Below are 22,986 nucleotides of genomic sequence, written 5' to 3'. Positions count from 1 at the left end.
AGTCCGCGATCGTCGCGGACCGGCTTTCCCTCACGCCATCATGCCTGTAGCGCAGGTCTCATCAAGTCAAAATCGCGGCAGCCATGCCCTTACGTTATACATCGTGGCTCCCGCCTCATTTGTGCGCATGCCCGTGATGGTGGTCGTGCTTGTGGTCATGCCCGTGATCATGATCATGGTGGTGGTCATGACCGCAGCCGCAGCCATGACCGTGCTCATGCTTGTGCTCATGCGCGTCGTGGGCGTGATCGTGCGCATGACCATGATGACCATGGTCGTGATGATGGCCGTGATCGTGACCACAGCAGTCATGCGCGGCGGCGCGGTCGGGGCTGAAGGGGCGCTCCACCGGCGTCACCGCGCAGCCAAGGCCGCGGATCGCTTCGGCCAGCGCGCCGTCGGGCAGGATATAAAGCGCGTCCGCTTCCGCCTGCGCCAAGGCGTGGGCGCCGCCGGCCAGCAGGGCGGCGCGCAACAGTCGCACCGGGTTTTCCGCCCGCACCTCCAGCACGCGCTCCGCGGCGGCGCGCACCTGCACCAGGCTGCCGTCCTCCAGCTTCAGGGCGTCGCCGTCGTTGAGCAGCGTCGCGCCGGACAGCGTCAGCTCAACAGAAAGGCCGCCGTCGGCGCGCAACGGCCCCTGGTCGCCTGCCTGCAAATCGCGGGCGCGATGATCAAGCGTGATGGTGTCGACGACGCGGTCGGCTTTGACGGCGGCGCGGCGGGTAATGGCGGTGGCGCGTGACATGACTGTTCCTGAACCCATGGGAGCTGCTCTTTCATAAAGCATTTTCACCCGGGAATGGATACCGCCTGGCGGACAGACCGGCGCGTCGCCCGGGTCTGGCCCCACAGCGAAACGACGTCCGCGCCGGAGCGCCTCGACCGGCGGGAAGGAGGATCTGTCCGGTTCAGGTGCTGCGCCAATCCTCCCGCGCCCAAATTCCTCGCCCAAATTTCGCGCGGCAAGGACGCGTTGCGCCGGCGGTGACCCGCGCCTCAGGCAATCCGTATGACCGATGCCGCCGCATCAGACTGAATGCCGACTTGATTCCCGGCGCCCGCCCTGCTCATCTTCCGGTTTGAAATGCCAAATAACAAATATTTCTGGAGGGCTTCCCATGGTCTTGCGTAACCTTGCCGAGGTCGAAGAGCTGGAGCGCGCGCCGCTTCGCTCCTATGTGCCGGAGGGTAGCGTTTACGAGCGGTTGCAGAACGCCGCCGCCCGCAATCCAGACCGGCTGGCCTTCCGCCTGCTGCGCGAGGGGCGGCCAGACGAGGACACCCGCGACATCACCTATGGGCAGTTCGGCCGGCAGATTACCCAGGCCGCGAACATGTTCCGCGCGCTGGGCGTCGGGCCGCAGGACGCGGTCTCCATGCTGATGCCGATCTGGCCCGAAACCTTCACCGCCATGTTCGGCGCTCAGGCGGCCGGAATCGCCAACCCCATCAATTTCATGCTGGAGAAGGAGCATCTCGTCGCCCTGCTGCGCAGCGCCGGCTGCAAGGTGCTGATTGGTCCCGATCCTGACGTGCTGCCAGGCGTATGGGATCGCATCGAGCAGATACGCCACGAAATTCCCGGACTGAAGGCGGTGATGCGCATCGGCGGGCCGGCGGAGCGCCCCGGCGTCGACGCCTTGCATTTCGACACCGAACTGGGCCGCTACAACGGCGACCGGCTGGACTTCACCCGCGACGTCTCGCTGGACGATACGGCGTCGCTGTTCCACACCGGCGGCACCACCAGCGCCCCCAAGCTGGCCCGTCACACCCAGCGCGGCCTTCTGACCCAGAGCTGGACCAACGCGCTCGCCGTTCTGGTTGGCCCCGGCAACGAGCAGGTGCTTCTGAACGGCCTGCCGCCGTTCCATGTCGGCGGGGCCACCTGCGCGGGCCTGGCCCCGCTCAGCCAGGGGGCGACCATCGTCATCATGACCTCCGCGGGTTACCGCAACCCGCTGGTGGTTCAGAACCTGTGGGCTCATGTGGCCCGTTTCGGCGCCACCTGCGTCGGCATGGTCCCCACCAGCTGGGGCGCGGCGCTGAACGTGCCGGTCGATGGCCATGACATCAGCTCGCTGCGGATTACCCAGAGCGGTGGTTCGGGCATCGCGCCGGAAGTGGCGCGGGCGGTGAGCGCCAGGCTGGGCGTGCCGATGATGGAAGGCTGGGGCATGACCGAGACTCACGGCTTCGCCACCATGAACCCGGGCGCTGGCGAATGCCGTCTCGGCTCGATCGGCGTGCGCCTGCCATTCAGTGAGGTGATCGTCGCGGAAATTGCCGACGGCAAGGTCGCGCGCGTTTGCGCGCCCAACGAGATCGGCAGCGTGCTGGTGCGCGGTCCGCAGGTTTTCGGCGGCTACACCGACCCGGATCAGGACGCAAAAGCCTGGGTGCGGCCGGCGGACAATGAGCAGCGTCCGGCCTGGAGCGAAGGCGGCCGCTGGCTCGACACCGGCGACCTCGGCCGGGTCGACGAGGACGGCTACGTCTGGCTCACGGGCCGCGCCAAGGACATCATCATCCGCAGCGGCCACAATATCGATCCGGTGGTGATCGAGGAAGCGCTGCACGCCCATCCGGCGGTGGAGGCCGGCGCGGCGGTGGGCCGGCCGGACGCCTATGCCGGCGAAATGCCGGTGGGCTTCGTCCAGCTCAAGGCCGGCGCCGACGCCGATCCAGAGGAAATTCGCGAATTCATCCGGGCCCTGATCCCCGAGCGCGCCGCCGTTCCGGCGGAAATCTTCATCCTGCCGCAGATGCCGGTGACGGCGGTCGGCAAGATCTTCAAGCCCCAGTTGCGGTTGATGGCGGCTGAAACCACGCTGGAGCGCATGGCCCGGGCAGTGCTGGGCGACGGCGCTGATATCGAAGTGGAAGTGGCGCCCCACGCCAGGCATGGCGTCCTGGCTACCCTGCGCATCGCCGGCGCCGGGCCGGAGCAACTCGATGAACTGGGTCAGCAACTCGACAAGTTGCAGTTGCGCCATGTCATCGAGGCGCGCTCCGCCGCCATGTCCTGAGCCGGCGCGGCCATCCGGGAAGAACGCCGGAGCGCCTGCGCGCTCCGGCGCTGCCCCATCCGGCGTCGTCTCCACCAGGGTGGGCGTCGTCTTGTGTCAGGCCCTGGAGCATTTTCGCCAGGGACATGCGTCGCATCAAAAACATTGAGCTTTTCCAGTGAACCGGGGGTCGCCGGAAACGCTCCCGCGTGAAATCTGCGGGGTCAGGGGAGCAGGATCAACAGGACTTGTCAGGGCGCGCTCTTGCGCGCCGCACCCTGGCGAATCCTGGCGTCAGTCTGGCCGGCGGGTCGACCGCCGCGCCGCTTTGGCGCTGGAGAACCCGGGGCGGCCGGACTGTCGGGCTCCGGTCGCGCCATGATGGCGTCCGCGACGTCGACGATGCGCTGGCGCAAGGCTGTCGCGGCGTTTTCCGGAACATCTCCACCAGGCGCGGCGCGGACCAGGTCGGCTTGCAGCCTGGCGATGTCGGTGAGCACGGCGTCCGGTCCCGCGCCAGCGGCGGCTTTCGCCGTGACAGCCGTCCCGGCTGCCTGGGCGGCGGTTTCAGCCGCCATTCTGTGACGCAGCATCTGGCTTTCACCCTGGGCCTGGGCGAGGCGCTCGCGCAGGGAGCGGATTTCAGCTTCGAGCTTGCCGATGGCGCTGTTGGCGGCGCGGGCTTCGTCCCTCGCTTTTTCCAGGGCCGCGACCCGGTCGGCCAGCCGGGCGGCGTTGGCGCGGTGGCTGGCCAATGTTTCCTGGAGCGTCCGCACGGCGTTCTGTTCAACCAGCAGTTCGTCAGCGCGCCGCTCGGCCAGCCGCTTCTGTTCGCTGGCTGACGCCGAAATGGCGCTGATCCGCTGTTCCAGTTCCGCTATGGCCATGCGCTGGCCCTCAACGCGCTTGACCGCGTCCTCCTGCTCGCGCGTCAGGCGCTCATTGTCGGCGCTGGCTGAGGCAAATTTTGCCCCGACCGCGTCCCGGTCCGTTGTGGTCGCTTCAATCTGCTTGCGGGCTTCAGCCAGGTCCGTCCTGAGATCCGCGTGCACTGCTTCAAGCGCCGACAGTTTGGCCCGCGCGTCATCCAGTTCGCGTTTCAGCGCGCTGGCGAAGGAGAGTTGCTTGCCGGCGTCGCCCAGCGCCACGGCCTTTTCTTCACGCAAGCGCGCCTGCTTGCGCTCCATGTTGCGCGTGGCCACGGCGAATTCCGCCCTCAGGTGGTCCCGCTCCGCCGCCACTTCCTCAAGGGAAACGGGGAACATCGCCCGCATGCGGCGATTGGCCAGCCGCTCCGCCCGCTGGTTCAGAGCCGAGGTCAGCAGCACGGCGATAAACCCGGCGACCAGAAAGCCAAGCGCGAAGAACATCGATTGCTCGACCACCAACGTCTCCCTGTCAGAACGACCTTTGCGACAACGGTCGCCAGAAAACCAGATTCGTCGCGCGCAAACAAACATCGTCCAGACGCTGGCGCGAGATCTGGCTCGCTGAAATACGCGTCAGGTTCGCGTTTTATTTCCGGAACCGATCCGGATTGCTGACCCGGGCCGAATTATACCGGCGTGAATATACTGGCATGGACATCCTTGCATGGATATCCTTCCATGGGCCTGGCGGCGTGCGCGCCGCCGGCCCACAGGTCAGAACGGGTTCCAGGTCGCCGTGGGCGTGAACTTCAGGTAGCCGATGTTGACGCCGAGACGGGCGCCCACGCCGGAGCGGATCGGCACCACCACCATGTTGTCAGCCACCGCCGCCGTCAGGCCAAAGCCGCCGATGAAGTATGCTGAGCCGTCGAGGCCGAGGAAGCGTCTGAAAATCCCGTCGGTCGACGGGAGATTGTAGACCAGCATCATGGTGCGGGCGCCTTCGCCGCCCACGTCGAAGCCAACGGTCGGTCCCTGCCAGTATACCTTCATCTGGCCCGCGTTGCGGGTGTAAAGCACGCCCTCGCCATAACGCAGCCCGCCGATAATGGCGCCGGAGCCTTCCTGGCCAAGGATATAGCCGTTGGGCGCCCCCCAGCGCCGGAACGCCTCCTGAACGGTCAGCGCGATGCCGCGCGACACGCTGCCAAAGAAGCTGTGGCCAGCCTGAACGATTTCCTCGGGCTTGAACGTATCGTGTTGCTGGATCCGTGGGCCCTGCGCGAACGCCGGCGCCGTCAGTAGCGCCGCCATCAAGACCAGCAGGGCTCTCAGGGTTGCTTTCATGGAAATCAGCCTCGGGTTTGGATATGGCGAAGCGGAGGCGCCGCCATGCCAGGGTCGGGGTGTGACGACGTTTCCGGCTTCGCCGTCTGGCGGGGGCCGGACAGCAGTCCCTCCAGGCATGGAGATCTCTCCACAAATAGAGAGCTCTCCACAAATGAAGACATGGCCAAACCCCGCGGGCGTCACCGGGCCGCAGGCGTCAAAGACAGGGGAAGCCTGCCTTTCATCCTTGGCCGAAACGTGTCCGTTCCGCCCCAGCATGCGGCGCGATTTGCATAGAAATCGTTGCCATGGGAAGAAAAAGTCCCCTCCACTCCAACAATTCCGGCAAATCAGGGCTGAAACAGCCCCAAAGCGCTGAACACATCATCGCGGGTTTGCCCGGTGACGGCGCGCGCGCGTTGCACGCCGCGGCGAATCAGTTCGCGGACATGGCCGGGGTCGCGGGCCAGCGCCGTTCTGCGGGCGCGGATTGGCGCCAGCAACGCCTGCAGCAGATCGTCCAGCCGGCGTTTCAGCAGCGCGTCGCCCAGACCGCCCCGCTGGTAGTGCTCCTTGAGCCGCGCCACCTCCGCCGCGTCCGGGTCAAAAGCGTCGAGAAAAGCGAACACGACATTGCCGTCCACGCGTCCAGGATCGGCGGTGCGCAGGTGCTGCGGGTCGGTGAACATGGCCCGCACCGCCGCCGCGATCTGCTCGGGCGTCGCCGAGAGGGGAATGGCGTTGCCAGCGGATTTGCTCATCTTGTTGCGGCCGTCGACGCCAGGCAGCCGGCCCGCCGCCGGGATCAGGGCTTCGGCCTCCGGCAGCACGGCTTTTCCCGCCGTGGCGTTGATGCGGCGGACAATCTCGTTGGACTGTTCGATCAGCGGCGCCTGATCGGCGCCGACCGGGACCAGGGTGGCGCGGAAGGCGGTGATGTCCGCCGCCTGGGCGGCTGGATAACAGAGAAAGCCGGCGGGGATGTCGCGGCCGAAGCCGCGCGCGCGGATCTCGTCCTTGATGGTAGGATTGCGCTCCAGCCGCGCCACCGTAACGAAGTTCAGATACAGCATCGACAGTTCGGCCAGCGCCGGCAACTGCGACTGCAGGCAGATGGTGCTCTTTTCCGGATCGATGCCGACGGCAAGGTAATCGAGGGCGATGTCCATCACCGCCTCGCGCACCTTCGGAATGTCGCCAGCGTTGTCGGTCAGCGCCTGGGCGTCAGCCAGCAGCAGATACTGGTCGTGGGCATCCTGCAGCGCGAGCCGGTTGCGCAGCGAACCGGCGTAATGGCCGAGATGCAGCGGGCCGGTGGTGCGATCGCCGGTGAGGACAATCGGACGGGCAGTCGGGCAGGCGATCGGGCAGGTGGTCGGCGTGGTCATTGGCTGTTCTCCGTTGGCGTCGGCGCGCCGCAGCAGACGGAGAAACAGAAAAGGCCGCCCGATGCGGCGGCCTGAAGCTCATGCTGCAAGTGTCATGTTGCAAGTGTCATGAATGCCCGACCGCCCTTTTTTGAGGGCGGCGCCAGTTGCGAAGCATCATGGCGGCAAGGCTGTTCATGGCTGCTTGATGAGACGCCGGCGTCCAGGAGTCAAGCTTCGCCAGGCGCAGGCCTTCTGCTCCGGCCTCAGGGCTTCGGGCCGGCGTGCGTCAGCGCCGCCAGCGGATCGCCCCAGGCGATAAACGGACCGTTGGCGAAGCCGCCGCGCCAGTCACCGTAGCGGAACAAACGGCCATCCGGCCCGGTGACCACGCCGCCCGCCGCCGTCAGCACCGCCTGGCCGGCGGCGGTGTCCCATTCCATCGTCCGGCCGAAACGCGGGTAAACGTCCGCTTCGCCCGCGGCGATGACACAGAACTTCAGCGACGAGGAGGCATTGCGCCGGGCGCTGACTGGCATCCCCGCCAGCCAGGCCTCGGTGACCGCGTCGCCGTGACGGGCGCTGGCCAGGGCGACGAAACCGTCTTCCGGGGCCGGGCGCGTATGCAGGGGGCGCCAGACCAGGGCGTCCCGGGGTGTGGTCAACGCGGCGTCAGCGGTGCGCGCCGCGCCGCCGCCGGCCCACACGCGACCCTGCGCCGGGGCGAGAATGGCCCCGGCGACGGGCGCGCCGTCATGGATCAGCGCGATATTCACGGTGTAGCCGTCGCCGCCGGCGACGAACTCGCTGGTGCCGTCGATGGGGTCGACGAGAAAGAATAGCGACGGCATGGGGCTGGTCGCCGCAGCGGCTGTTTCCTCACCGATGAGGGCGATGTCAGGAAACCGCCGCGCCAGTTCGGCGACGATCAGCCGCTCCGCCGCCACGTCGGCGTCGGTGCAGGCGCTGCCGTCCGGCTTTTCGCTGGTGACGACGCCGCGCGCGGTCATGGCGCGAATCAACTTGCCGGCGTCGATGGCGACGTATGCAAGCTCACGGGCGATGGCGTCGCGTCCCGCCTCATCAAGGCGCAGAGCCCCAGCTTCGTCCGTGAACGCCATCTCCGGTTCCATCGCCGCCATCGTGTTTCCCCGCACCGAGCATTGTTCTGTAAACGCGCGTCTGAAGTGAAGCCGCAAGCCGTGCTGGTCGCGACCGGCTTCACGCCAGATTGCCAGCGCAGCGCCGCCATGTAACACATCCGGTTCACTGCGGGGGTGATTTCCCTTCGCGCCTGCGGGCGGCGTTCGACCCTCGGGCCGGCGGGTCCGGGCACGCGATCGCGGCGTCCCGGCCGGTCAGGCTTCCTGCGCCCCTCCTTCTTGCACAGCGGAGCCGCCCCTGGCGCTGCCCGCGCCGGAGATCAAGATGAATCCTGTGAGCCTCGACGCGCTCGACCTCGCCGCCCTGCTGTGCAGCCGGGTGTGTCACGACGTGATCAGCCCCGTCGGCGCCATCGTCAATGGCCTTGAGGTTCTGGAAGACGAAAAAGATCCTTCCATGCGCGAATTCGCCCAGGAATTGATCGCCAAAAGCGCGCGTCAGGCCTCTGCACGCCTGCAACTGTGCCGCATCGCCTTTGGCGCCGCGGGCTCTGCGGGCGCCGAGATCGACACTGGCGACGCCGAGCAGGTGGCGCGCAATTTCTTTTCCGACGACAAGACCCGGCTCGACTGGTCCGGCCCCCGGCTGCTGCTGCCGAAGAACCGGGTGAAGCTGCTGCTGAACGTCCTGCTGATCGCCGCCACCGCCATTCCGCGCGGCGGCCAGCTCAATGTTGAGGTTGGCCCGGAAGGTCGCGCCTTTACCGTGCGCGCCCAGGGCGTCAACGCCCGCATTCCGCCGCATGCGGAAGAGCTGATCGCCGGCGCCCCCGCCAGCGGCTCCGTCGACGCCCACGCCATCCAGCCCTATTACGCCGGACTGATCGCCCGGGCGGCGGGCATGGCCGTGGCCTTCGCCATCCATGCGGATGTGGTGACCATTAACGTGACGCCGGCGGGCTGAGGCCCGGCAAAGGCTGGCGCATTCCTTGGTCAGGCGTCGTCCGGCTGTCGGCGCCTTCCAGCCGCGCCAGGCCACTTGTTCCAGGCCACTTGTTCCAGGTCACTTGCGCCAAATCACCTGCGCCAAACCCAGCGGCGCCAGGCCGCAAATGTCCCCCTGAACAGCAAAAAACGCGGTGAGGCCGAAGCCTCCCGCGTTTCGCGTTTGCGGTAGTGGGCAGGGGCGGCCGGCCGCTCCCGCGTCCGCCTCAGGCGGAGATCCGCTCCTCGCCGGCCGGCTCGCGCAGCACGTAGCCGCGGCCCCAGACCGTCTCGATGTAGTTCTTGCCGTAGGAGGCGTTGGCCAGCTTTTTGCGCAGCTTGCAGATGAAGACGTCGATGATCTTCAGCTCGGGCTCGTCCATGCCGCCATAGAGATGGTTCAGGAACATTTCCTTGGTGAGCGTCGTGCCCTTGCGCAGGCTCAACAGCTCCAGCATCTGGTATTCCTTGCCGGTCAGATGCACGCGCTGGCTGCTGACTTCCACCGTCTTGGCGTCCAGGTTGACCACGAGGTCGCCGGTGATGATGACCGACTGGGCGTGCCCCTTCGAGCGCCGGACAATGGCATGAATGCGGGCGATCAGCTCGTCCTTGTGGAACGGCTTGGTCAGATAGTCGTCGGCGCCGAAGCCGAGGCCCCGCACCTTGTCTTCCGTGCCGGCGAGGCCGGACAGGATGAGGATCGGCGTTTTGACCTTGGCGACGCGCAGTGAGCGCAGCACCTCGTAGCCCGACATGTCCGGCAGGTTCAGGTCCAGCAGGATGATGTCGTAGTCGTACAGCTTGCCGAGGTCGACGCCTTCCTCACCGAGATCGGTGACGTAGACATTGAAGCTCTCGGACTTGAGCATCAGTTCGATGCTTTGCGCAGTCGCGCTATCGTCTTCAATGAGCAGAACGCGCATCTCGGCTCCCCAACGTCGTATCGGTTACGGGCATGCGCCCTCCATGGCCGCCGTCGCCGCCATCGGCGCTGGCCGCCCTGTCGATCCGATTCGAAACGCTAACCACTAACGGTTAACAAAATCTGATTCAGGCTAGCAAGGTCGACTGTCAGGTGGTGACAAAAATGTGTCCATGCTGTTGAAAAATCAGATTTTTAGGTTCCGAAAAATGGTTAATGAACTGGATTAACGAATCGACGCAAGTGATTCTGTCGACTCCGGCCTGCGTGTCTGTCGCTGCCCGGCGCCGGTCACGCCAATCTGGTCGTCAATGGTAAACAAAATGTTGCCAACAGGCGCCAAAATCGGGGCGCGGTGTGGACAGCGGCCGCCAGGCGGTAAGGAAGGCTCAACCTTCCCGCGGCATTGTTGCCCAAGGTTTGGCGCCAGCGGCGCAAGCCCCCGCCTTGCGTGGCGCCGGCGTGACAGCCGGTGGAGCGTCGCATGCCTTCCCCAAGGCTGCATATCTCGCGGGGGTCGTCGCCGGCCTTGGACGGGGAGCCAGGGACGCTCATGAAATCGCGTGATACATTGTTGCGGCTCAAGCGCTTTCAGGCCGACGGCAAACGCCGCCGGGTCATGCAGATTGAGACCATGGCCGCCGAGTTCGAGCGCATGGCCGCCGAGCTTGAGCGGGAGATCGGCCAGGAGGAGGCGCGGACCGGCATCGCCGATCCGGAGCATTTCGCCTATTCCACCTACGCCGCCGCCTCCCGCACGCGACGGGACAACCTGTTGCGCTCCGCCGGCGAACTGAAGGCGCAGTTGCATGACGCCCGCGCCGAGCTGGATGAGGCGCAGGAAGACCTGAAGGCCGCCGAGGCGATGGGTGACCGCGAGCGCGCGGCTGACGACTGGCGTCCAGGTCCGGTGCGCGCCGCCCGTCTCGGGGCCTGAACCCGCAAGCCGGTCGCACGGGCCCTGCGGGATGCCGCGCCATCCCGTTGTCGCGACGCCGCAGATGTGCGTCGTGGCGTCGCGATCCCCGGCCATGGCCTTGTAACCGGCTCATTTCCTCCCACCTGAAGTTCTGGCTTGCGGCGTCTCCGGCGCTGGGGCACATCTGCAATGGCGCGCACTTTCCTTCCGGCGCGCATGACCCCGGGCCGGCTGGCAAATGAGAAAGTACGCTGATTACATCTGGCCCGTTGTCGGCCTGTGCGCAGTCGTGTTCGCGGGCTGGCTGCTGTATCGCGAGCTGTCCGGGATTTCGCTCGCCGAGATTTCCAGCGCCATTGGCGCCATTCCGCTGAAAAACTGGGTCGGAGCGATTGTCGCCACCATCATCGCTTACGGCGCCCTGGCCTGGTACGATCGCATCGCCCTGATGCATCTGGGCAAACACCTGCCCTGGCCGGCGATCTCGCTGGTGTCCTTCACGACCTACGCCCTGTCCCACAATATCGGCGCTTCGGTCTTTTCCGGCGCCATGGTCCGGCTGCGCGCCTACGGCGCCATGGGGCTCAGCCTCGCCGAAGTGGGCGTTCTGGTGGCCCTGTGTTCCTTCACCTTCGGCTTCGGCGCGGTGCTGCTCGGCGGCCTTGTGCTGGTGGGCGAGCCGCATATCATCCAGCGGCTTTTCAACATTCCGCAAGGCTGGGCTTTTGGCGCCGGCGTCGCGCTGCTGGCGCTTGTGGCGCTGTATGTCTATGGCTCGTGGAAGGAATTCCGGCCCTGGCGCATTGGCAATTTCTCGATCGTCTATCCGCGCATGCCGATCGTCATTCGCCAGCTTTTCGCCGCGCCGCTTGAGTTGATCGGCGCGGCCGGCATCATCTACTTCGCCTTGCCTGACGCCTACAATCCAGGCTTCTTCATCGTCCTGGGCGTGTTTGTGGCGTCGTTCTGCGTCGCCCTGGCTTCCAACGCCCCGGGCGGCATCGGCGTGCTCGAGGCGGTGTTCATCATGGCCATGCCGGGCGTGCCCAAGGCCGACGTGCTGGCGGCGCTGCTGGTGTTCCGCCTGCTTTACCTGCTGATTCCGCTGGCCTTCTCGCTGGTGGTCGTGGTGCTGTTCGAGCGCTCGCGCCTGTCGAAGGTCATGCAGGAGCGCCTGGCCGAAGCCGGCAAGGAAAGGCAGGGCGGCAGGCCCCATGACGGGGCCGCCGGGTGAGCCGCAACGGCCCCGGGCCCACGCCGCAGCCAGGTTTTGATCCAGTTGAGGGGGCTGAGGCCAGCGCCGCCATCCTGCGCGCCTGGCGCGCCCGGGTCGCTGACCAGTTGCTGCGCCCGTTCGGCTCCGGCGCCCGCAAGCGTCTGCGCCGCCTGCGGCTCGGACTGCGGGCGCTGTCGGGGCAGGCTGGCGGCGGCTGGTTCATTCCCTATCGTCACGCCCGCCCACATCTGCGGTCCGCCTATCCGGCGCTGGAGCCGGTGTTTCGCGAGGCGGCCCCGCGCATGACGGCGCTGCTTGAGGAAATCGGCCGGCTACGCACGCCCCTGCGCGCCATTCCGCCGTCTGGCCCGGGCCTGCGCTGGGGCCAGAGCTGGTTTCCCCGTCTCGACGCCGCGACGGCCTACGCCATGACGCGGCGGCTGCGACCGGCGCGCATCATCGAGATCGGCTCGGGTCACTCCACCCGCTTCCTGACGCGGGCGCTCGCCGACATGGGGGGCGATGCGGCGGCGCTGCTGGCCATTGATCCCGCGCCGCGCGCCACCCTCGCCGACACCGGCGCCCGGCATATCGCCGCCCTGGTGGAGGACGTGGACCGCGGCCTGTTCGCCGGGCTTGCCGCCAACGACATCCTGTTCATCGACTCCAGCCACATCGCCATGCCTGGCTCCGACGTGGACGTGCTCCTGCTCGACGTGCTGCCGCGCCTGCCGGCGGGCGTTTACGTTCACATCCACGATGTCTTCCTGCCTGATCCCTATCCGGAAAGCTGGACCTGGCGCGGCTACAATGAGCAGACTGTCGTCGGCGCCCTGCTGCAGGGCGGGGCGTATGAACTGGTTTTCGCCAGCCACTGGGCGGGCCGTAACCTGCCCGAGCAGATACAGGCCGCCGTTGGTTGGCTGCCGCTGGAGGCGGGGGCCATGGAAACCAGCCTGTGGCTGCGCAAGACCGCCGCGCCGGCCGCCGGTCAGGTCGATGGTCAGGTCACGGGTCAGGTCTCCGGGCGCGCCCATCCCGTCTGACGCCTGGTCCTGATGATGCCAGCGCATCCGCGACCCGCATGGCTCAACCAACGTAACGCAGCGTGAAAGGCATGTTTTGAGCCGCCTGGGTCCAGCCAGCCCCTTTTCATCAGGGACCACCGCGTCAGGCTCATCCGGTTCTGGTCTGGCGTGCGGGATGGAGCGGGAGGTGTTTGCCGCCCGGAAATGAAAAAAGCCGCCCCGCGGCGGCTGAACTCCAGAAACGGCGCTGTCCCCGCCAGGTCTGAACCTGCGGGGACCGCCGTTTTACTGCCTGTAAAGCTGGATGCGCGTGGTGCGCAGTCCGGCAAGGCCATGCTGGTCGATCGACATCTGCCAGCTGAGGAACTCCTCAACCGTCAGCGTGTAGCGGCTGCAGGCTTCTTCCAGGCTCAGGAGGCCGCCGCGAACGGCGGCGACCACTTCCGCCTTGCGGCGTATAACCCAGCGTCGTGTGTCCGGAGGCGGCAGGTCCGCGATGGTGAGCGGACTGCCGTCAGGCCCGATCACGTATTTGACCCTCGGGCGGTGGGTTTCGCTCATGGTACGCTCATACACTCAATGATCCATGTCGATGCAGGCAATCTGGCACGTGCTGTTTTAAGAATTGCCTAAAGCAAAACCTTGGGTATTCCCGCGATGGAACGTGGTGAACAGTGTGTTTCCACCGGGCGCCGGAACGATGTCTCCAGATGACTTTGCGACCGCCGTCTGTGCCGGCGTGGGACGCCGGGGCTTGGGGGCCGCGACGTCGGGAACGCTTCGGTCATACTTTTTCCGCAGCCATGCGCCATGCATGGGGGCGGAAGCCGGAGAAAGGGCAGGGCGCTGGCGGCAAAACGCCCACTCCGCCCTGACATCACCCGGATGCTGGCAGGTGGCGCCCGGCCGGCTTTGCGGCTATCACACGGGCGCGGGCGTCGTCCGCCGATGGTCAGCCGGGGCGGGACGGCGGAAAGCCGGAGGTGCGCCGTTTGCCGCCGGCGCCTGCGTCCGCCATCATGGGCGCGCTCCCGCTGCGACGTTTGAAGAGCCAGGAACCGATGTCCGCCACGCCGTTGAACAGCCTCGATCTTCCCATGGCGCCGCGCGAGACCCGCGTGGTCGTCGCCATGTCCGGCGGCGTCGATTCATCCGTCGTCGCGGCGCTGCTGAAAGATCAGGGCTATGACGTCACCGGCGTCACCCTGCAGCTCTATGATCACGGCGCCGCGGTGCACCGCAAGGGCGCCTGCTGCGCTGGCCAGGATATTCACGACGCCCGTCGCGTCGCCGACCGGCTGGGCATTCCCCATTACGTTCTCGACTATGAGGACCGCTTCCGCGAGGCGGTGATCGACCGTTTCGCTGACAGCTATCTGGCTGGCGAGACGCCGATCCCCTGTGTGGAGTGCAACCGCACGGTGAAGTTCGCCGATCTGATGCGCACAGCCGTGGACATCGGCGCCCATGTGCTGGCGACGGGCCATTACGTCTCCAGCCGGTTGCTGCCGGATGGCCGCCGCGGCCTGTTCCGCGCCGCCGACCCGGACAAGGACCAGACCTATTTTCTCTACGCCACCACCCAGCCGCAACTCGACATGCTGCGCTTTCCGCTGGGCGGCATGACCAAGACGCAGACGCGGGATCTGGCCCGTCACTACGGCCTGGCCGTCGCTGACAAGAGCGAGAGCCAGGATATCTGTTTCGTGCCGAACGGCGGCTACGCCGACCTGATCCGCAAGCTGCGGCCGGAGGCGGCGACGCCGGGCGACATTGTCCATGTTGATGGCCGCGTGCTCGGTCGCCACGACGGCATCATCCGCTTCACCGTCGGCCAGCGTCGCGGTCTCGGTCTCTCTGGCGGCGAGCCGCTGTATGTGGTGGCGCTGGACGCCCCCCGCGCCCAGGTCATCGTTGGCCCGCGCGAGGCGCTGCTGACGCGCCGGGTAAAGCTGCGCGACATGTCGTGGATCGGCGAGGGCGCCTGGCGGGATCTGCCGGCCGATGGCCTGGAGGTGGCCGTGCGCGTCCGCTCCACCCGCGCCCCCGCGCCAGCGGTGTTGCATTGCCGCGACGGCGTGGCCGAGGTCGAGCTGGCTGTTGGCGAAGAGGGCGTGGCGCCCGGCCAGGCTTGCGTGATCTACGATGGCGCCGGGCCGGAGGCGCGAGTGCTCGGCGGCGGCGTCATCAATCGCGCCCCGCGCGAGGCGCCCGCTCCGCGCCTGGAGGGGCGCCAGGACGGGCGCCTGACGCCAGCCAACGGGCGACTGGCGCGCGGCTGAGGCCCCGCGATCCGGGCAAAATACGCTCCAGCCGATCAAATCTTGATCTGTCCCCCCGGTTCGACGCATTTTCTTAACGCGAGGCGGATATCTCTCGCGCCAGTACACTTTCGCGAACGGTGGGTCTGCGCGTTTCGTGCGGGAAATGCGTCAGTCCAGAGAGATGAGGCGCGCTCCCCATTCGCGGACCGGCGGATGCGATCCCGCCGGCTGGGGAAACTGCTGTGCAACCTGGAAGGCGGATCCGGCTTTTGCGCGGTCCCGGAGGGGGCGCGTAGGGGCGATGCGGAGCCAGGCCAATGTTCCGGACGATCCGGGAAGAGGAATTTGAATGGGCGCCACTTCGGGCAACGGCGACGATGCGTCCCGGCATGGTTTCAACCAGCCGGACATTTCGTCCATCAAGAAAGCCTATGCTCGTTGGGCGCCTGTTTATGATCTGACCTACCGGCGGCTCACCGCGCCTGGCCGCCGTGCGGCGGTGCAGGCCGGGCTGGCCTGTGGCCGGACCATCCTGGAAGTGGGCGCCGGCACCGGCATGTCGCTGGAAGAATACCCCGGCGATTGTTCGGTCATCGCCACGGACCTGTCCGAGGACATGCTGAAACTCGCCATGCGCAAGGTGCGCGAGCAGGCGCTCGGCCATGTGAAAGGCGTTGTGGTGATGGATGGCTGCCATCTCGGCTTCCCTGACGGCGCCTTCGACGCCGTCAGCGCCCAGATGATGATCACCCTGGTGCCGGACCCGGAAGGAGCCATGGATGAGTTCGCGCGCGTGCTGAGGCCCGGCGGCGAGATCATCCTCGTCAATCACTTCGGCGCCGATGGCGGCGCGCAGGCGCGCCTTGAGGAGGCCGTCGCGCCGCTGGTCAGCAAGGTGGGCTGGAGTTCCGCCTTCAAGGTGTCGCGCCTCGACGACTGGGCCCGCCGGCGCGGCGATTTCACGCTTGTCGCCGTTCAGCCGCTCAAGCCGTTCGGTTTTTTCAAGCTGGTGCGGTTGCGCAAGGCCGGCTGAGACGCAAGGCGGCGCGCGCCTGCCCGATCACTGATGGGCGCGTCTGGCAGGGACGTCAGCGGAGGCTCGCGTAGCGCAAGGCCGGCCGACGCGCTGTGGGGCATCCGCTTGCGAGGGCCTGGTGTTTCCTCCGTTTCCGCCAGACCCATTCCCTGGCGTTCGCGCCACGATGAGGATAACTCGGCCGGCGTCCTTGACAGGGTGCGCGATGCCCCCCTATATCCGCCCTGTCTTCGGTCTGGCCGCGCCTCAGGGTGGTCGTCAGGCCGCTGCGGCGGGGTAGCTCAGCTGGTTAGAGCAGCGGAATCATAATCCGCGTGTCGGGGGTTCGAGTCCCTCCCTCGCTACCATTTTTCTTTTCCCAAAAAATTCGGTCGCATCCATGTCTGTTGCGCGATAACAGACAGTACGGATTCGCGCGTCCCATGATGTATCCGCCAGGCGCAACGCCATTGGCCGCGCCCGTTTGCGGTCGCCCGGATCAAATGCGCCAGGTCCGGGAACAGGTCATGCGGGCTGGCGGGGACATCCCGTTCGTGACGCCGGCTTTTGTTCTGACGCAGGGAAAGCGCGACGGCGCCCCCGGAGACATTTGACTCCTGCCCGGAACCCGGTTGGACTGGCGCATGTCAAATGATCCCGTCAAAGGCCCCGCCTCATACTTCCCATCGATCGAAAAAAAGTATGGCCGTCCGATATCTGACTGGAAGGAACTGGTTCGGAAGAGCTGTCCCGCCAGGCATATGGACCTTGTCAGCATGCTGAAAACGGAGCACGGCATGGGCCACGGCCATGCAAACGCGATCGTTGCGCATACACTGGCGGAAGACAAAAGCTGATATCCGCGCGCGTTGGATCTGCGGACCTCCGCAGCCATGCGCCTCATACCGACGGGCTGATCTCGAGAAGCTGGCTGTACGGGCGTGACGGGTCAACGCGCTCCTGCATCCGGTTCCGGGATGCAGGATCATTTTCCATGATTGCTCACTGTCAGGGCGCTCCGATCGGCGACCAGCGCGGCTGCCGTCGGGTTGTCGCCGTCAAAGGTCGTGACGCCGCAGCTCATGGTGACGCGCGGAAATCCGGGACGTTGCACAATCGCGGTCATGCGATCGATGAGCTGGCGCAGGCTCCGCGCATGCCCCTGTTCGTCCGGAGTGGTCCGCCAGATCACCCTGTCTGGCCCCGAGGGCAGCACCTCCACGACTGGGGGACAGGCCCGTACGATGGCCTGTTGCAGATCGTTGATGTCCGCGTTCTGAAACGTGGCGGGCGCGTTCCCCGAGAGCAGCCGGTCGATTCTGAGCGACCAGAGCAGCCCGTCGTCCCCGGTCGACGGGAATGCGCGACCAGCAAGTCCGCGCTCCAGAGCCGCCGTGATCGCTCCGGTGCGCGGCAGGCCATCTGAGAGCGTCAGATTGACATAGCCGACGGCCATCATGGCGATCGCCGCCATGGCCAGGAACACAACAGGCCACGCCGTGCTGGCGTAACGGTCGCTGAGGCTGGGGAGCATCGCCACGGCGCCAACCAGCCTGACCACCATGGTGGCGAGAATAAATATCCAGAGAACAGCCCAGAGCCGCCTTCCTGGAAGCTGCAGGCCTCCCGATGTGAGTTGCCGGACAGCGATGGCGGACCAGACGAATCCGATGATCGCGAACAGCCACACCGCAACCAGCGGCGTGGCCCGAAACGCCGCGAAACAACTGGCGGCGAGCCAGATCACAGCCGGCGAAACCAGCAGCAACAGATTGGGTTTGAAGCCGTCCGCGCTCCGGATGCCCTGAACGAGAAACGCCAGCCCGGTGACAATGGTGGGGTTGGCGGCCGTCGCATACACCGCGTAAGGCCAGCCGAAGTATCGGGAGCCATACAGGGCTGACCCCACCCCGATGGCGACGCCGCCCAGGCCTGACCAGAAAAGATCCCTGCTTTCAGGAAAGCGCCGCCACCTGAGAAGAAGCACCGCGCCCTGCACCAGGCTCCAGAGCGTGATGGCGCCGGAGAAAATCGCTAGATCCACGGGGTCCTCCACCGGCCATATGAGGCGCGCGTTCGCCCGGTTTCCGGTGCTCCTGTCGACCGGTTCCAGAGAGCCATGAACGGCTGAGACCCCAGTGAAACGAAAACGCGGGACCATGTCCATTGATGACCCATGTGGAGATGTGGAGGACGTCGCGAGAGCAACGGCATGGCGGTTTCACACGGGCGCAGGGAGGCCGCCCGCCCCCATGCATGTCGATCACTTCTTTCGGGGCGCGTCGTATCTCGCTCCGACGTCCGTCAGGGTCTGATATCTTCAGCCTGATGTGGGCATGCCCGGAGGCGCAGCGTGATGATGGACATGAGAGATATCGTCCGGAAATTCCGGGTCACCGACGGCGAGGCCTTTCGGCTCAAACAGTTCGATCCTGGCGAAACCTGCGGCCTCGACATCGAGAAGGATGAGGCGAAACAGTTGCTGCAGGCCGGCGTCAAACGGCTGCGCGAGTTGCAGGAGCGGCTCTATGCCCGCAAGCAGTGGTCGGTGCTGATTGTTTTGCAGGCCATGGACACCGCCGGCAAGGACGGCGCCATCGAGCATGTCATGTCCGGCGTGAATCCTCAGGGCTGCATGGTGCATTCATTCAAGCAACCCAGCGCAGAGGAGCTGGCGCACGATTTTCTGTGGCGGGCCGGCTGCCGGCTGCCGGAGCGCGGCGGCATCGGCATTTTCAACCGCTCCTACTATGAGGAGACGCTTGTTGTCCGGGTTCACGAGGCCATTCTGCGCGCCGAAGGCCTGCCGCCGGACCTGGTGGGGAAGGATATCTGGAAAACACGCTTCAAGAGCATCCGCGAATTCGAGAAGCACCTGGTCCGCAATGGCACGGTGATCCTGAAGTTCTTCCTGAACGTGTCGAAAGACGAGCAGCGCCGCCGCCTGCTGGCGCGCATCGATGAACCGGACAAAAACTGGAAGTTTTCCGCAGGCGACATGGCCGAGCGTCAGTATTGGGACGACTATCAGGAGGCCTACCAGCAGATGATCGCCCACACGGCGACTGGCAAGGCGCCGTGGCACGTGACGCCGGCTGACAACAAATGGTTCACGCGGATTGTCCTGGCGGCAACCATTATCGGCGCCCTCGAAAAGCTTGATCTGGATTTTCCGGAAGTCGACGATGCGGCGCGCCAGACGATGGCGAAGGCCCGCGCGCAGTTGCTGGCTGAGGACGGCGGGAGAGGAAGCTGACGCAGGCCCATGGCGGATGCGGGACGCAGGCGCGGAGAAGCCCGCTCCGGGAAATGCGGATCTGGAAAACGCGGGTTCCGGGAAACGCCGTCCCAGAAAGAACCGGCCTGGGGAACGATATGCCCGGCGGCGCGGTTCCCCTCCTGACCCCGCCCGGCATATGGCGCCGGGGCGCATGACGGGAGGCGCAGATGTCCGTCACCGAACCGCCGCCCATGTCCCGCATGGCCGCGTCGGGCTATGCGGTGGGTCTGCCGCTGGCGCTTGTCGCGCTGGTGTTTGGACCGGTCGGGCGTCTCGACTGGCTCCCCGGCTGGCGCTTCATTGCTTTTCTTGTCATCGTTTACGGCTTGGCCGCGCTGGTGCTGGCGCGGCTTAACCCGGTTATCTTCCGCGCCCGCAGCCGCTTCCAGCCAGGCACGGAGCGATGGGATCTGGCGCTGCTGGCGCTGATGCTGCCGGCGATGTTGCTGGAAATCCCGCTCGCCACGCTGGACGCCGGCCGGATGAGGTGGTCAGCGGCGTCGCCGGCGGTCGTTTTGCTGGGCTATGCGCTGCTTGGGGCGGGCATTGCCCTCGGCGCGTGGGCGCAGGCCGTCAACCGCTTCTTTGAACCCGGGGTCCGGCTGCAACGCGAGCGCGGCCAGCACGTCATTTCAACCGGGCCTTACGCGATTGTCCGTCACCCGGGCTACGTCAGCGCCTTCATGGTGTTCGCGGGGCTGGCGCTGGCCCTGGGCTCATACTGGGCGCTGATCCCGGCGGGCGTCGCCAGCGCCATTCTGGTGGTGCGCACCGCCTGGGAGGATGCGCTGCTGCGCGCCCGGCTGGACGGCTATGCGGATTATGCGTCGCGCGTGCGTTACAGGCTGCTGCCCTGGGTCTGGTGAGAGCGCGGGCGCGGTCCCCGCTGGCGTCGGGAGGGCTTTTTGCCCTACCTTCCCTCCTCAGGCATCGGGCGCAGCGCGGACCAGGGCGTTTTCGCAAAAAGTGGCCCCCACTTTTGTGAGGAAAATGCATCCAGTCAGAGAGACAGGGCGCTTCCGGTGAACCGGATTTTACCGGAAACGCTCCAGGGGAGGGCGGGCATGACGCATGGTGTCTGGCTTGAGGTCGCCCTGAATGGCCCATGGGGCCGGGCGCTGCAGCCGCTTTCGCCGCTTTCAGTGGCCGAGATTGTCGCCGATGGGGTCGCCTGCGTGCATGAGGGCGCCGCCATCGTCCATGTGCACGCCTGGGACCCGGATGCGGGCGTCCAGATTGATTGCGCCGATACCTACGCCCGCATTATCGAGGGCATTCGCGAACAGGTCGACGCCATCGTTTACCCGACCATCGCGGCGGAGCCGGATCGGTACGCGGTGATTGAGCAACTGGCCCGGCGCGGGTTGCTGGAATGGTCGGTGCTCGACCCCGGCAGCGTCAACATGGATCCGCTGACCGATCGTCCCGGCGCGGCGCGCTTCGTCTACGCCAACGCGCCGGATTCCATCGGTCGCGGCTTCGAACTGGCGGCGCGCTGGGGCTTTCACCCGCCCTTCGCCATTTACGAGCCTGGCTTTGTCCGGGCGGCGCGCGCCTGGCTCAACCGTTTTCCAGCCTGCCCGCCGCCAGTGTTCCGGCTGATGTTCTCGACGGAATACGCTTTTGGCTTCCCGCCTGCTCCCTACGCCTTTGAGGCCTGGCGCCGGCTGCTCGAGGATCTGGCGCCGGGGCTGCCGGTGATGGTCAGCGGCATCGGCGTGGATTCGCTTGGGCTGCTGCCGGAGGCTCTGGCCATGGGCGCGCATGTGCGGGTGGGGCTGGAGGACATGCCGACCGGCTGCGGCATATCCAACCCGATGCTGACGCGGCGCATGGCCGACGCCATCGCCATGCGCGGCCTCGCCCTGGCCCCGGCGGCCGAGGTGCGCGCCGCCATGGCCGGGCTGTCGACGGCCCGGCCGGCGGCGCACGGAGACTGTGCGGCCTCATAAGCCGCATTGCGGGAAGAAACTGGCGGAGCGAGGGCCCCGCTGGCCGGGGCGTTTACTCGCCAACCAGTTCGCCGAACGGTGCAAAGCGCTCGCCGTCGAACCGGGTCAGGCTCATCTTCTTGATCGGGTAATAGTCTTGCGGACCCGTCTGGACACGGATGCCCGGCAGCAGCATGTCCGGCTGGTAGTCCAGATTTGTAGCCTGCTTCATGATATTCCCGGGCGAGAAGTCGCCGTTGCATTTCTCAAGCGTCTTGTGCAACGTCTCGGCCTGCAGATAGGCAATCACATTATAAATCTCGCGACGGTCGCCCTCCGGGAAGTATTTTTCCATGAATGCGACCCAGCGCTTCAGACCCGGATCGTCCTTCCACTTCGGATCGTTCGGGTCCTTGTAGGTGGTGGCGGACATGACGCCCACGGCTTTCTCCGGGCCCACGGGAATAATGACCGCGCCGATCGAGGCGGAGGCCGAATAGATGAAGTGAGGCGGCTGCCAGTTCAGCGCGTGAATTTTGCGGATGGCCTGCGCCGTGTATTTGGGCGTGCTGACGTCGACAATCACCTCGGCGCCTGCGGACTTCAGCGTGATGATCTGGGAATCGATGGTCGGGTCGCCGCTTTCATAGGTCAGCTCCCGGACGATATTGGTCGCCGCCGGCCCCAACGCTTCCTTCAGTCCCTTGACGTAGTCGCGGCCAAACTCCGCGTTCTCATACAGCACGCCGATTTTTTTGCCGGCCAGGTTTTGGGCGATGTATGAGCCGATGGCCTTGCCCTCTGTCACCAGCGTTGGCTGCCAGCCGATGGTCCAGGGAAACTCCTTGTAATTGCCAAACGCCGCAGCGCCGCTCGACACAAACAGCTGCGGCAGCTTACGCGTGTTCATGTATTTGCGGGCGGCCAATCCCTGGGATGAGCCGAAATGGGCGAACATCAGCGCCACATTCTCGCCTTCCACCAGCTTGCGGGTGTTTTCAATTGCTTTGGCTGGCGTGAACGCGTCATCAAGCGACAGAAATACGAGCTTCTTGCCGCCGACGCCGCCCGTCTCATTGATCATTTTCATATAAGCGGCGTGCAGCCGGGGGATGGTTGAGAACGATGAGGCCGGACCACTGTAGACGGACGACTGGCCAATCTTCAGCTCCCCATCGGCCCAGGCCGGCAAGGCGGCGCCGGCAATGGCCAGCGCCAGCGCCAGCCGGCCGATGCTCCGGCGGCCGGGCGCGCGCCCTGTCCGGGTGGCGCCCTTGCGCGCGACGTTAAGCAGTTCGCCCTTCATGCAATGTTCCCCCCCTGCGGCGCAAATCCCCTGCGGCTTTCCCTCCAGGCGCGCGCAAGCTCAATTGTTATGCGAAATATCAAAACACACTGTCAGGCGGCGGACAATGCGACGCGCTTCGCCGGGGCGGGCATTTGAAGCGTCGCGGGTCATGTGGTTTTTCAGTATCGGTTAAGAATATTCAGGGCGCATGAATTGTAATTTTCGTATATCAGGCATTTAATGAGTAAAATTTTTCGAATTATTGTATCCGCATCTTGAAGGTTGGGAATTGGAGGGCTGCGGGATGGGGCGCTACAGATGTCGTCGCATGTCAGGGCGGGCGCAGGTCCTGTCAGGCGCTGTCGCAATGCTGGGGGGAGGGTCGCTCGCCAACGCGGCGGATCTTCCGATGACGAAGTCCGCTCCGGTTGAATATGTAAAGGTTTGCGCGACGCAC

At 66.0% G+C, this 22,986-nt stretch carries 20 protein-coding genes and 1 tRNA gene; 12 read left to right on the top strand and 9 right to left on the bottom strand.

The features are described 5' to 3' along the window. Positions 1-115: 115 nt before the first annotated feature. Positions 116-748 (bottom strand): urease accessory protein UreE, encoded by a 633-nt coding sequence (locus tag IE243_RS15935; RefSeq protein ID WP_191320384.1) that lies wholly within the window; start codon positions 746-748, stop codon positions 116-118. Positions 749-1,121: 373 nt separating this feature from the next. Here IE243_RS15935 and IE243_RS15930 point away from each other — a divergent pair, with 373 nt between their 5' ends. Next, positions 1,122-3,032, top strand: a complete 1,911-nt coding sequence (locus tag IE243_RS15930; protein WP_191320383.1) for an acyl-CoA synthetase — start codon at positions 1,122-1,124, stop codon at positions 3,030-3,032. Between the two features lie 230 nt (positions 3,033-3,262). Here IE243_RS15930 and IE243_RS15925 read toward each other — a convergent pair whose 3' ends face one another. From IE243_RS15925 to IE243_RS15910, 4 genes are all read right to left on the bottom strand, one after another. Further along, on the bottom strand, positions 3,263-4,396 hold the full coding sequence (locus tag IE243_RS15925; RefSeq protein WP_191320382.1) for a coiled-coil domain-containing protein: 1,134 nt from the start codon (positions 4,394-4,396) through the stop codon (positions 3,263-3,265). A 258-nt stretch (positions 4,397-4,654) separates the two neighbouring features. Continuing rightward, a complete protein-coding gene (locus IE243_RS15920; protein WP_191320381.1) occupies positions 4,655-5,227 on the bottom strand; it encodes a DUF1134 domain-containing protein in 573 nt (190 codons plus the stop codon). Between the two features lie 332 nt (positions 5,228-5,559). After that, the gene (trpS, locus tag IE243_RS15915; RefSeq protein WP_191320380.1) at positions 5,560-6,597 is read right to left on the bottom strand and encodes a tryptophan--tRNA ligase; all 1,038 of its coding nucleotides are present in this window, start codon (positions 6,595-6,597) and stop codon (positions 5,560-5,562) included. A 245-nt stretch (positions 6,598-6,842) separates the two neighbouring features. Next, positions 6,843-7,718, bottom strand: coding sequence for a 3'(2'),5'-bisphosphate nucleotidase CysQ family protein (locus tag IE243_RS15910; protein WP_244643221.1), 876 nt, complete (start codon positions 7,716-7,718; stop codon positions 6,843-6,845). 286 nt (positions 7,719-8,004) lie between these two features. On the opposite strand from IE243_RS15910, the gene chpT reads away from it, so the two are divergent. Then, positions 8,005-8,643, top strand: a complete 639-nt coding sequence (gene chpT / locus IE243_RS15905) for a histidine phosphotransferase ChpT (RefSeq protein ID WP_191320379.1) — start codon at positions 8,005-8,007, stop codon at positions 8,641-8,643. Between the two features lie 247 nt (positions 8,644-8,890). Here the strand turns inward: chpT and ctrA are convergent, their stop codons facing one another. Then, the gene (gene ctrA, locus IE243_RS15900) at positions 8,891-9,589 is read right to left on the bottom strand and encodes a response regulator transcription factor CtrA (RefSeq protein ID WP_132008351.1); all 699 of its coding nucleotides are present in this window, start codon (positions 9,587-9,589) and stop codon (positions 8,891-8,893) included. A gap of 552 nt (positions 9,590-10,141) precedes the next feature. Here ctrA and IE243_RS15895 point away from each other — a divergent pair. From IE243_RS15895 to IE243_RS15885, 3 genes are all read left to right on the top strand, one after another. Further along, positions 10,142-10,525, top strand: coding sequence for a flagellar export protein FliJ (locus IE243_RS15895; RefSeq protein ID WP_191320378.1), 384 nt, complete (start codon positions 10,142-10,144; stop codon positions 10,523-10,525). 220 nt (positions 10,526-10,745) lie between these two features. Beyond that, positions 10,746-11,741, top strand: coding sequence for a lysylphosphatidylglycerol synthase transmembrane domain-containing protein (locus tag IE243_RS15890; protein WP_191320377.1), 996 nt, complete (start codon positions 10,746-10,748; stop codon positions 11,739-11,741). Beyond that, the gene (locus IE243_RS15885) at positions 11,738-12,769 is read left to right on the top strand and encodes a class I SAM-dependent methyltransferase (protein WP_244643220.1); all 1,032 of its coding nucleotides are present in this window, start codon (positions 11,738-11,740) and stop codon (positions 12,767-12,769) included. Before IE243_RS15890 ends, IE243_RS15885 begins: the two co-directional genes overlap by 4 nt. A 267-nt stretch (positions 12,770-13,036) precedes the next feature. Here IE243_RS15885 and sciP read toward each other — a convergent pair whose 3' ends face one another. After that, a complete protein-coding gene (gene sciP / locus IE243_RS15880; protein ID WP_132008342.1) occupies positions 13,037-13,312 on the bottom strand; it encodes a CtrA inhibitor SciP in 276 nt (91 codons plus the stop codon). Positions 13,313-13,827: 515 nt separating this feature from the next. On the opposite strand from sciP, the gene mnmA reads away from it, so the two are divergent. The 4 genes from mnmA (at position 13,828) to IE243_RS15860 (ending at position 16,887) form a co-directional block, all read left to right on the top strand. Next, complete coding sequence (gene mnmA, locus IE243_RS15875) at positions 13,828-15,033, top strand: tRNA 2-thiouridine(34) synthase MnmA (protein ID WP_191320455.1); 1,206 nt, start codon at positions 13,828-13,830, stop codon at positions 15,031-15,033. 331 nt (positions 15,034-15,364) lie between these two features. After that, positions 15,365-16,048 carry a class I SAM-dependent methyltransferase gene (locus IE243_RS15870; RefSeq protein ID WP_191320376.1) on the top strand — a complete coding sequence of 228 codons (684 nt, stop codon included), beginning with the start codon at positions 15,365-15,367 and terminating at the stop codon, positions 16,046-16,048. A 273-nt stretch (positions 16,049-16,321) separates the two neighbouring features. Then, positions 16,322-16,398 (top strand) — tRNA-Met (locus tag IE243_RS15865). Between the two features lie 276 nt (positions 16,399-16,674). Next, positions 16,675-16,887, top strand: a complete 213-nt coding sequence (locus IE243_RS15860; protein ID WP_191320375.1) for a DUF4287 domain-containing protein — start codon at positions 16,675-16,677, stop codon at positions 16,885-16,887. A gap of 128 nt (positions 16,888-17,015) precedes the next feature. Here IE243_RS15860 and IE243_RS15855 read toward each other — a convergent pair whose 3' ends face one another. Next, on the bottom strand, positions 17,016-18,074 hold the full coding sequence (locus tag IE243_RS15855; protein ID WP_191320374.1) for a hypothetical protein: 1,059 nt from the start codon (positions 18,072-18,074) through the stop codon (positions 17,016-17,018). Between the two features lie 321 nt (positions 18,075-18,395). Between IE243_RS15855 and IE243_RS15850 the strand changes: the two genes are divergently transcribed. The 3 genes from IE243_RS15850 (at position 18,396) to IE243_RS15840 (ending at position 21,262) form a co-directional block, all read left to right on the top strand. Next, positions 18,396-19,286, top strand: a complete 891-nt coding sequence (locus tag IE243_RS15850) for a polyphosphate kinase 2 family protein (RefSeq protein WP_373301711.1) — start codon at positions 18,396-18,398, stop codon at positions 19,284-19,286. 191 nt (positions 19,287-19,477) lie between these two features. Next, a complete protein-coding gene (locus tag IE243_RS15845) occupies positions 19,478-20,176 on the top strand; it encodes a methyltransferase family protein (RefSeq protein ID WP_210319880.1) in 699 nt (232 codons plus the stop codon). Positions 20,177-20,374: 198 nt separating this feature from the next. Next, complete coding sequence (locus IE243_RS15840) at positions 20,375-21,262, top strand: beta-keto acid cleavage family enzyme (RefSeq protein ID WP_191320372.1); 888 nt, start codon at positions 20,375-20,377, stop codon at positions 21,260-21,262. A 52-nt stretch (positions 21,263-21,314) separates the two neighbouring features. On the opposite strand, the gene IE243_RS15835 is transcribed toward IE243_RS15840, so the two are convergent. Beyond that, positions 21,315-22,547, bottom strand: a complete 1,233-nt coding sequence (locus IE243_RS15835) for an ABC transporter substrate-binding protein (protein WP_191320371.1) — start codon at positions 22,545-22,547, stop codon at positions 21,315-21,317. Positions 22,548-22,986 lie beyond the last annotated feature (439 nt).

It is taken from the genome of Camelimonas fluminis, from assembly GCF_014656355.1.
GTDB classification, from domain to species: Bacteria; Pseudomonadota; Alphaproteobacteria; order Rhizobiales; family Beijerinckiaceae; genus Camelimonas; species Camelimonas fluminis.
Note: the sequence above shows the minus strand (reverse complement) of the source record. Positions and strands in the feature narration are given on the sequence as shown.

Bases quoted from the DNA above. Each gene is read 5' to 3' on its own strand.
- IE243_RS15845 (WP_210319880.1), top strand. From the start codon at position 19,478: ATGTCCGTCACCGAACCGCCGCCCATGTCCCGCATGGCCGCGTCGGGC.
- ctrA (WP_132008351.1), bottom strand. From the start codon at position 9,589: ATGCGCGTTCTGCTCATTGAAGACGATAGCGCGACTGCGCAAAGCATC.
- IE243_RS15835 (WP_191320371.1), bottom strand. From the start codon at position 22,547: ATGAAGGGCGAACTGCTTAACGTCGCGCGCAAGGGCGCCACCCGGACA.
- IE243_RS15920 (WP_191320381.1), bottom strand. From the start codon at position 5,227: ATGAAAGCAACCCTGAGAGCCCTGCTGGTCTTGATGGCGGCGCTACTG.
- IE243_RS15910 (WP_244643221.1), bottom strand. From the start codon at position 7,718: ATGGCGGCGATGGAACCGGAGATGGCGTTCACGGACGAAGCTGGGGCT.
- IE243_RS15870 (WP_191320376.1), top strand. From the start codon at position 15,365: ATGGGCGCCACTTCGGGCAACGGCGACGATGCGTCCCGGCATGGTTTC.
- IE243_RS15850 (WP_373301711.1), top strand. From the start codon at position 18,396: ATGAGAGATATCGTCCGGAAATTCCGGGTCACCGACGGCGAGGCCTTT.
- IE243_RS15890 (WP_191320377.1), top strand. From the start codon at position 10,746: ATGAGAAAGTACGCTGATTACATCTGGCCCGTTGTCGGCCTGTGCGCA.
- IE243_RS15895 (WP_191320378.1), top strand. From the start codon at position 10,142: ATGAAATCGCGTGATACATTGTTGCGGCTCAAGCGCTTTCAGGCCGAC.
- IE243_RS15860 (WP_191320375.1), top strand. From the start codon at position 16,675: ATGTCAAATGATCCCGTCAAAGGCCCCGCCTCATACTTCCCATCGATC.
- chpT (WP_191320379.1), top strand. From the start codon at position 8,005: ATGAATCCTGTGAGCCTCGACGCGCTCGACCTCGCCGCCCTGCTGTGC.
- IE243_RS15930 (WP_191320383.1), top strand. From the start codon at position 1,122: ATGGTCTTGCGTAACCTTGCCGAGGTCGAAGAGCTGGAGCGCGCGCCG.
- IE243_RS15840 (WP_191320372.1), top strand. From the start codon at position 20,375: ATGACGCATGGTGTCTGGCTTGAGGTCGCCCTGAATGGCCCATGGGGC.
- sciP (WP_132008342.1), bottom strand. From the start codon at position 13,312: ATGAGCGAAACCCACCGCCCGAGGGTCAAATACGTGATCGGGCCTGAC.
- trpS (WP_191320380.1), bottom strand. From the start codon at position 6,597: ATGACCACGCCGACCACCTGCCCGATCGCCTGCCCGACTGCCCGTCCG.
- IE243_RS15935 (WP_191320384.1), bottom strand. From the start codon at position 748: ATGTCACGCGCCACCGCCATTACCCGCCGCGCCGCCGTCAAAGCCGAC.